The 8183-nt window shown below is 63.2% G+C and carries 7 protein-coding genes; 5 read left to right on the top strand and 2 right to left on the bottom strand.

The window, feature by feature from the left end; all coding sequences use genetic code 11:
• Positions 1–93: 93 nt before the first annotated feature.
• The gene (locus IP85_RS10600; protein ID WP_054149655.1) at positions 94–528 is read left to right on the top strand and encodes a cytochrome c-type biogenesis protein; all 435 of its coding nucleotides are present in this window, start codon (positions 94–96) and stop codon (positions 526–528) included.
• On the opposite strand, the gene IP85_RS10595 is transcribed toward IP85_RS10600, so the two are convergent.
• Both IP85_RS10595 and IP85_RS10590 read right to left on the bottom strand, forming a co-directional pair.
• The gene (locus IP85_RS10595) at positions 529–846 is read right to left on the bottom strand and encodes a type II toxin-antitoxin system RelE/ParE family toxin (RefSeq protein ID WP_054149642.1); all 318 of its coding nucleotides are present in this window, start codon (positions 844–846) and stop codon (positions 529–531) included.
• Positions 843–1103 (bottom strand): ribbon-helix-helix protein, CopG family, encoded by a 261-nt coding sequence (locus IP85_RS10590; protein ID WP_054149641.1) that lies wholly within the window; start codon positions 1101–1103, stop codon positions 843–845. Before IP85_RS10590 ends, IP85_RS10595 begins: the two co-directional genes overlap by 4 nt.
• 208 nt (positions 1104–1311) lie before the next feature.
• On the opposite strand from IP85_RS10590, the gene IP85_RS10585 reads away from it, so the two are divergent.
• The 4 genes from IP85_RS10585 (at position 1312) to IP85_RS10570 (ending at position 8133) form a co-directional block, all read left to right on the top strand.
• Positions 1312–2856 (top strand): Do family serine endopeptidase, encoded by a 1545-nt coding sequence (locus IP85_RS10585; protein ID WP_245280850.1) that lies wholly within the window; start codon positions 1312–1314, stop codon positions 2854–2856.
• Between the two features lie 97 nt (positions 2857–2953).
• Positions 2954–3712, top strand: a complete 759-nt coding sequence (locus tag IP85_RS10580) for a response regulator transcription factor (protein ID WP_150127417.1) — start codon at positions 2954–2956, stop codon at positions 3710–3712.
• A 1-nt stretch (position 3713) separates the two neighbouring features.
• Complete coding sequence (locus tag IP85_RS10575) at positions 3714–5129, top strand: ATP-binding protein (protein WP_054149639.1); 1416 nt, start codon at positions 3714–3716, stop codon at positions 5127–5129.
• A 52-nt stretch (positions 5130–5181) separates the two neighbouring features.
• Complete coding sequence (locus IP85_RS10570; protein WP_054149638.1) at positions 5182–8133, top strand: bifunctional [glutamine synthetase] adenylyltransferase/[glutamine synthetase]-adenylyl-L-tyrosine phosphorylase; 2952 nt, start codon at positions 5182–5184, stop codon at positions 8131–8133.
• The last annotated feature ends 50 nt before the right edge of the window (positions 8134–8183 follow it).

The raw sequence follows: 8183 nt of genomic DNA, 5'->3' as shown, positions 1-8183 counted from the left end.
CTTGTGGCTTCGGCCTTCTCCCCGCTTGCGGGGAGAAGGTGGCGGCAGCCGGATGAGGGGCAGCGGCGGCTTACACTCCACCGCCTTTTCCTCCTGCTCGCACTGCTCTTCACCCCCGTCCATGCCTTTGCCGTCAATCCCGACGAGGTGCTCGCCGATCCTGCTCTTGAACAGCGGGCGCGGGCGCTCTCGGCGGAGCTGCGCTGCATGGTCTGCCAGAACCAGTCGATCGACGATTCCAATGCCGAGCTCGCCCGCGACCTGCGCGTCGTGGTGCGTGAGCGGTTGGTGGGTGGCGACAGCGACGAGCAGGTGCTCGACTATGTCGTGTCGCGCTACGGTGAGTTCGTGCTGTTGAAGCCGCGGCTCAGCATCCGCACGATCGGGCTCTGGGGCGCGCCGGCGGCACTCGCGATCATCGGGCTGATCGTGGCTGTGGTCTATACGCGCCGGCGCGCCGTGCAGCCGGTGGCGAAGCTCTCGCCCGAAGAGGAAGCGCGGTTGGGGAAGCTGCTGGATCGTGAGTGATCAAGGAAATTCGTAGTCGGAGACATCGTCGAGCGGCAGTTCTGGTGGCCGCTCGCGACCGTGGCGGATTGTCAGAATGACGATGGCTGCGGCCCCAACCTCGTAGTGGATCAGATAATCTCCAAGGACGAAGCGCCGGATGCCGCTAAGGGGAAGCTCAGTTGCGTCCTGACCCATCATGGGAAACTGCGCGAGCGCTGTCAGGAACTGTTTGAAGTCGTGAAGCAAACGCTCGCCTGCTGCCCGATTCCGTTCTCTCAAGTAGCCGGCCTCGCGCGCGACATACGCTCTGGCACTGGGCGAAACGACGACTTTCACGCCGCGGCACCCTTGATGATGGCGTTCAGTTCGGCGAGCACATCATCGGCGTCCGTCCCCTCACCGTCGGCGATCGCCCTGCGTGCCTGCGCGATCTCAAGGATCTCGCGGCCTTCCTGAGCCATATAGGCCTTCAACGCCCGTACCATTACCCAGCTGCGGCTGCGTTCACAGGCGCCGGCCACAGCTTCGATTTCGCCCAGAAGATCAAGTGGCAAGCGAAGTGTGATCGGATCTGACAGATGCTGTTTTGACATCGCTTTTTGCTCCGTTTGTAATACGGATGATAGCTCTGACCAGAGATGGGGTCAAATCCCGTCCAAGCTTTCGCCAAAGATTACGAAGAATTCATCTGCCGTACAGTTCGCCGTAACGTGACGCCCCCTATATCTCACTTCATCCACCGCTTCCCACCGCCGGGTTGTCCGGCGGCTCCAGTCAGAAGAACAGATGAAGGTAGATCACATGTCCGAGAACAAAGGTCGCTCCCTCAAGACGATCCTCAAGACCTCCACCGCCGCGAGCCTTGCCGCCATGATGCTGGTGACGGCTGCTCCCTTCGCCGCGGTTCCGGCGCTTGCCGCACCGGTCGAAGTGAACGCGCCGCAGGTCCCGAGTTTCGGCGATGTCGTGCAGGCCGTGCTGCCGGCCGTCGTCTCCGTCCGCGTCCAGTCGAATGTTCAGCCGGCCTCGTCCGACGAAAGCAATTTCTCCTTCAATTTCGGTGGCCGCAGCTTCGAAGATCTGCCGGACGATCACCCGTTGAAGCGCTTCTTCCGTGATTTCGGCGGTCCGGGCATGGAAGGTCCGCGCGACCGTGGTCCGCGCGCCGAGCGTGGCCCGGGACGCCTGCGTCCGACTTCGCAGGGCTCCGGCTTCTTCATCTCTGAAGATGGCTATATCGTTACCAACAACCACGTCATCGATGACGGTGCCGCCTTCACCATCGTGATGAACGACGGCAAGGAATATGATGCCAAGCTCGTCGGCAAGGACAGCCGAACCGATCTCGCGCTGCTCAAGGTCGACGCGCCGGACACCAAGTTCACCTATGTGAAGTTCGCAGACGACGAGAAGGTCCGCGTCGGTGACTGGGTCGTCGCTGTCGGCAATCCCTTCGGCCTCGGCGGCACGGTAACTGCCGGCATCATCTCCGCTCGTGGCCGCAACATTGGCTCCGGCCCCTATGACGACTATCTCCAGATCGACGCAGCGGTGAACCGCGGCAACTCGGGTGGTCCCGGCTTCAACCTGAACGGCGAAGTCGTCGGCATCAACACCGCGATCTTCTCGCCCTCCGGCGGCAATGTCGGCATTGCCTTCGCGATCCCGGCCTCGGTTGCAACCGATGTCATCGCCAAGCTCAAGGAAACCGGGACGGTGTCTCGCGGCTGGCTCGGCGTGCAGATCCAGCCGGTGACCCAGGACATCGCCGACAGCCTCGGCCTGTCTGAGGCAGCCGGTGCTCTGGTTGTTGCCCCGCAGGCCGGCTCGCCCGGCGAAGATGCCGGCATTCAGCAGGGTGACGTGGTGACTGCCGTCAATGGCGACCCGGTCAAGGATCCGCGCGATCTCGCTCGCCGCATTGCCGCCTATGCCCCGGATACCACGGTTGATGTGACGCTGTGGCGCGATGGCAAGGCGAGCGAAGTCGAGGTCAAGCTCGGTGAACTGCCGGCGGAACAGTCTGCGAGTGCCGGCACGGAGAATGATGCCGCACCCGCTCCGGAAGCCGAGCAGGAACTGTCGGGCCTCGGCCTTTCCGTTCGCCCTGCTGATGGCGGCAAGGGGCTTGCCATCATCGACGTCGATCCGTCGAGCGACGCCGCCGACAAGGGCCTGAAGGCCGGGGAGACGATTACCTCGGTCAACAACCAGGAGGTCTCGTCCGCTGCCGATGTCCAGAAGGTCCTCGACCAGGCGAAGAAGGACGGCCGGACCCGGGCGCTCTTCCAGGTCGAATCGGATAGCGGCAGCCGCTTCGTGGCGCTCCCGATCGCCCAGGGCTAATTGTGATCTGACGAGGGGCGTCGGCGGTCGAGGACCGGCGGCGCCCCTTGTCGTTTCCGGTGGTCGCCGACCGCTAGATGCAAGGAAAGGACGAAGCATGGGGATCGCGGAACAAGGACAGCCTAAGTCCGGCGAAACCGGCTATACGGTGGCGGATGCTGAGGCTAATGTCGCGCGCATGAAGATACTTGTCATCGAAGACGATCTGGAAGCTGCAGCCTACATGACCAAGGCCTTTCGCGAGGCCGGCATCGTCGCCGACCATGCGAGCGACGGCGAAAGCGGGCTCTTCATGGGCACCGAAAACGCCTATGACGTGATGGTGGTCGACCGCATGCTGCCGCGCCGTGATGGCCTTTCCGTCATCAGCGAGCTGCGCAAGCGCGGCATCGATACGCCCGTCCTCATCCTCTCGGCGCTGGGCCAGGTGGATGACCGCGTGACGGGGCTTCGTGCCGGCGGCGACGATTACCTGCCGAAACCCTATGCCTTTTCCGAGCTCCTGGCGCGCGTCGAGGTGCTTGGCCGCCGCAAGGGCAAACCGGAGCAAGACATGGCCTACCGGGTCGGCGATCTCGAGCTCGACCGGCTCTCCCATGAGGTGAAGCGCGCCGGCAAGGAGATCCTGCTGCAGCCGCGTGAATTCCGCCTTCTGGAATACTTGATGAAGAATGCCGGACAGGTGGTGACGCGCACCATGCTGCTCGAAAACGTCTGGGACTATCACTTCGACCCGCAGACCAATGTCATTGACGTGCATGTGTCGCGGCTGCGCTCGAAGATCGAAAAGGATTTCGACCGGCCGCTTCTGAAGACGGTTCGCGGTGCCGGTTACATGATCAAGGACGAAGGCTGACATGCGGCTGAAGTCCCGCATCGGGGTGCTGGCCAAGTCCACGGCCGTCCGGTTGTCTGCGCTCTACATCATTCTCTTTGCGCTCTGCGCCGCCTTCCTCGTCTTTTACGTAACGGGGCTCGCCGAGCGCATCCTCAACAACCAGACCCGCGATGCCCTTCGCCAGGAGGTGACCGAAATCCAGGGCGCCTTTGAACGGGGCGGCATCAACCAGCTACTCAGAACCATGGAGAGGCGTGCCCGCCAGCCGGGGGCGAACCTCTATGTGATCGCAAGCCCGAACGGAGAGATCCTCGCCGGCAATGTCGCCTCGCTGCAACCCGGCGTCTTTGACGAGGAGGGCTGGACCGATTTTCCCTTCCGTTACCAGCGTTATACCGACAGCGGCGGGGTGAAGCGTCACCTCGCGACGGGCCATGTCTTCGTGCTGGACAATGGCATCCGTGTGCTTGTTGGGCGCGATCTCGGCGAGCCAGGCAAGCTCAGACTTCTCGTGCGTCAGGCGCTGATGGTGGCGCTGTTGATCATGGGGATCGGCGCCGTCGTCATCTGGTTCGCCATCGGCCGCAATGCGCTGAAACGCATCGACCGTGTTTCGGAAGCGAGCCAGAAGATCATGGCCGGCGACCTGTCTCAGCGACTGCCCGTATCGGGCTCGGGCGACGAATTCGACCGGTTGTCGTCGTCGCTGAACGGCATGCTGGGGCGCATCGAACAGCTGAACGAGGGGCTGAAACAGGTTTCCGACAACATCGCCCACGACTTGAAGACGCCCTTGACGCGCCTGCGCAACAAGGCGGCCGATGCGCTGAACGAGGATGATGCGAATGCCCGCAGGGCAGCCCTTGAGACGATCATCGGCGAATCCGACCAGCTCATCCGCACCTTCAACGCGCTGCTGATGATTTCGCGCGTCGAAGCCGGATCGATTGCGGCCGAGCTTTCCGACATCGACATCTCTGCGATCGCGGCTGACAGCGCCGAGCTTTACGAGCCGGTCGCGGAAGAGGCGGGCCAGACGATGATCTGCGAGATCTCGCCGGGTCTGTCCGTGCGCGGCAATCGCGAACTGGTGGGACAGGCGATTTCCAACCTGATCGACAATGCCATCAAGTATGGTGGTCAGGGAGAGGCAGGCTCGGAGATCCGGGTGCGAGTCTCGCGGGGGACGGATGGTGTGGAGATTTCCGTCTCGGACGAGGGGCCGGGCGTGCCTGCCGACAAACGTGCCGAGGTGGTCAAACGTTTCGTTCGGCTGGACAAGAGCCGGTCGAAGCCGGGGACAGGCCTGGGCCTGTCGCTCGTCGAGGCGATCATGGCCCTTCATGGCGGCCGGCTGCAACTGACGGATACTCGCAGCCTTGCCGATTATCCCGGCTTGACCGCGACCATGGTTTTTCCCGGGATGAGGTCGTAACCTTACCCGGTTGGAGATTCGCTAGAAATCTCGACCGGGAGAGGACACGCTGATGGGGAACGGCAGGACGAGCAGATTGTCCGATGTGGCCGACGGAGCAATCCGTCCGTTGAATCAGACAGAGCTCAAGGCGGCCACCGCTTTGCTCAAGGATCTGACGAAACAGGAGCCGGCGCTCGCCGAGCATCTTTCGGCTGAAGGACCGCTGCGCAGCTTCATCCTTGCGGCTTTCACACTGTCTCCCTACCTGCGTGACGTCGCCAATCTGAAGCCGTCGCTTTTGCTCGATGCGGTCTCGGCACCGATCGAGCCGCAGATTGTCGATGCGATCGAAGAGGCGCGCACGGCCTGGAAGCCGGATGCCGCCGGTGCTGTACCGGGCGAAGGCGAGGTCATGGCGAGGCTGCGGCGCGCGAAGCGCAAGGTGGCCTTTCTGACGGCGCTTGCCGATCTTGCCCGTGTCTTCACCGCCCGCGATACCACGGCCTGGCTGAGTGCGGTGGCAGACGCAGCCGTGGCTGCTACCATCGATCATCTGCTGCTTTCGGGCCATGAGGGCGGCAAGCTCACCCTCAAGAACCGGGACAATCCGGCTGAAGGCAGCGGGTTGATCGTGCTCGGCATGGGCAAGCACGGCGCCCGAGAGCTCAACTATTCCTCCGACATCGACCTCGTGATCTTCTACGATCCGGATGCCGGTATCCTTGGAGATCCCGATGATGCGATGGAGACCTATGGCCGGATGATGCGCCGTCTGGTGCGTATCCTGCAGGAGCGCACGGCGGATGGTTATGTCTTCCGCACCGATTTGAGGCTGAGGCCCGATCCGGGCTCGACGCCGCTTGCCGTGCCTGTTGAAGCGGCGCTCATCTATTACGAGGGCAGAGGACAGAACTGGGAGCGGGCGGCCTTCATCAAGGCGCGGCCGGTGGCCGGCGACCTGAAGGCAGGCGAGGGGTTCCTCAGGGAGCTTGTGCCCTTCGTCTTCCGCAAATATCTCGACTATGCAGCAATCGCCGACATCCACTCGATCAAGCGCCAGATCCATGTGCACAAGGGCCACGGCGCGATTGCTGTGAAGGGGCACAACGTCAAGCTCGGTCGCGGCGGCATCCGCGAGATCGAGTTCTTCGCCCAGACGCAGCAGTTGATCGCCGGCGGCCGCATGCCGGATCTGCGCTGCCGCCCGACCGAAGAAGCGTTGAAGGCGCTGGGCTCGGCGCGATGGATCGATGAGCAGACGGCGGAAGAACTGACGGACTGCTACTGGTTCATGCGCGATGTCGAGCACCGCATCCAGATGGTGCATGACGAGCAGACCCATGTCTTGCCCGAGACCGAGGCCGAACTGAAGCGCATTGCCTTCATGCTGGGCTTCATCGACACGACGGCATTCTCTCGGGCGCTGGAAACGACGCTGAAGACCGTCGAGAAGCGTTACGCACGCCTGTTCGAAAAGGAGGAGGGCTTGTCGAGCGCGAGCGGCAATCTCGTCTTCACCGGCCAGCAGGATGACCCGGACACGCTGAAGACGTTGAAGGGTCTTGGCTTCGAGAGGCCCGAAGCCATCTCCGGTGTGATCCGAACCTGGCACTACGGTAGATACCGGGCGACGCAATCGGTCGAGGCCCGTGAGCGGCTGACCGAGATGACGCCGGATCTTTTGAAGGCCTTCGGCGAGAGCCGGCGGGCCGACGAGGCACTTCTGCGCTTCGACAGTTTCCTCTCAGGGCTCCCCGCCGGCATCCAGCTCTTCTCGCTGCTCGGCAACAATCCCGCCCTTCTCGACCTGATGGTCAACATCATGGCGGCTGCGCCAAGGCTTGCCGAGATCATCGCAGAGCGGCCGCACGTTTTCGACGGCATGCTGGATCCGGGCCTCCTGGTCGAACTTCCCACCCGCGACTATCTCGGCCAGCGGCTGAAGAGTTTCCTCTCCAGCGCGCGCCACTACGAGGAAATCCTCGACCGGCTGCGCATCTTCGCCGCCGAACAGCGGTTCCTGATCGGTATTCGCCTGCTGACCGGCTCGATCGGCGGGGCCCAGGCAGGCCATGCCTTTACCGACCTCGCCGACCTCGTCATCGACGAGGCGCTGAAGGCGGTCATCGCGGAGATGGAGGCGGCGCATGGCAAGATCCCTGGTGGCCGGGTGGCGCTGGCCGGCATGGGCAAGCTCGGCTCCTTCGAGCTGACGGCAGGATCCGACGTTGACCTGATCCTGCTCTACGAGCATGACGACGATGCCTCTGAATCGGATGGTGCAAAGCCGCTTGATCCGGTGCGTTACTTCACCCGGTTGACGCAAAGGCTGATCGCGGCACTCTCGGCGCCGACGGCAGAAGGCGTGCTCTACGAGGTCGACATGCGGCTTCGCCCCTCCGGCAACAAGGGGCCGGTCGCAACGAGGCTTCGCGCCTTTGCCCGTTATCAGCGCGAGGAGGCCTGGACCTGGGAACACATGGCGCTCTCGCGGGCCCGCATGATGTCCGGCGATGCGGGCCTCGTGGCCGAGGCCGAGCGGATCATCGAGGAGGTGCTAGCAGCCCCGCGCGATCGCGCAAAGACCGTCAAGGACGTGCTGGAAATGCGCGCCCTGATCGAACAGGAGAAGCCGGCCAAGGACATATGGGATCTGAAGCTCATTCCCGGCGGCCTGGTTGATATCGAGTTCATAGCGCAATATCTGGCGCTGGTGGCCCCCTCCAGGGGCCATCGCGTGCGCACCAATGAATTGTCCACTGCGGATGCTCTGAAGGCACTCGGCACGCTGATCGACCCCAACGATCTCGATATCTGCCTCTCGGCGCTCAAGCTCTACACGGACCTGTCGCAGGTCATTCGCCTCTGCATCGACGGCCCCTTCGATCCCGCCAATGTCCCGGCCGGCCTGACCGACCGCGTGGCACGCGCCGCCGAAAGTCCCGATATGAAAACGGCCGAGTCGGAAGTGAAGCGGCTGTCCAAGGCGGTGAGGAAGGTGTTCTCGCGGGTGGTGGCGTAGGACGCACGGGACGTTGCGGCTACACCTGAACTGAAAATGCAAAAGCCGCC

This window comes from Rhizobium sp. AAP116 (genome assembly GCF_001295785.1).
Lineage (GTDB): Bacteria > Pseudomonadota > Alphaproteobacteria > Rhizobiales > Rhizobiaceae > Allorhizobium.
This window is presented reverse-complemented; position numbering and strand designations above follow the sequence as displayed.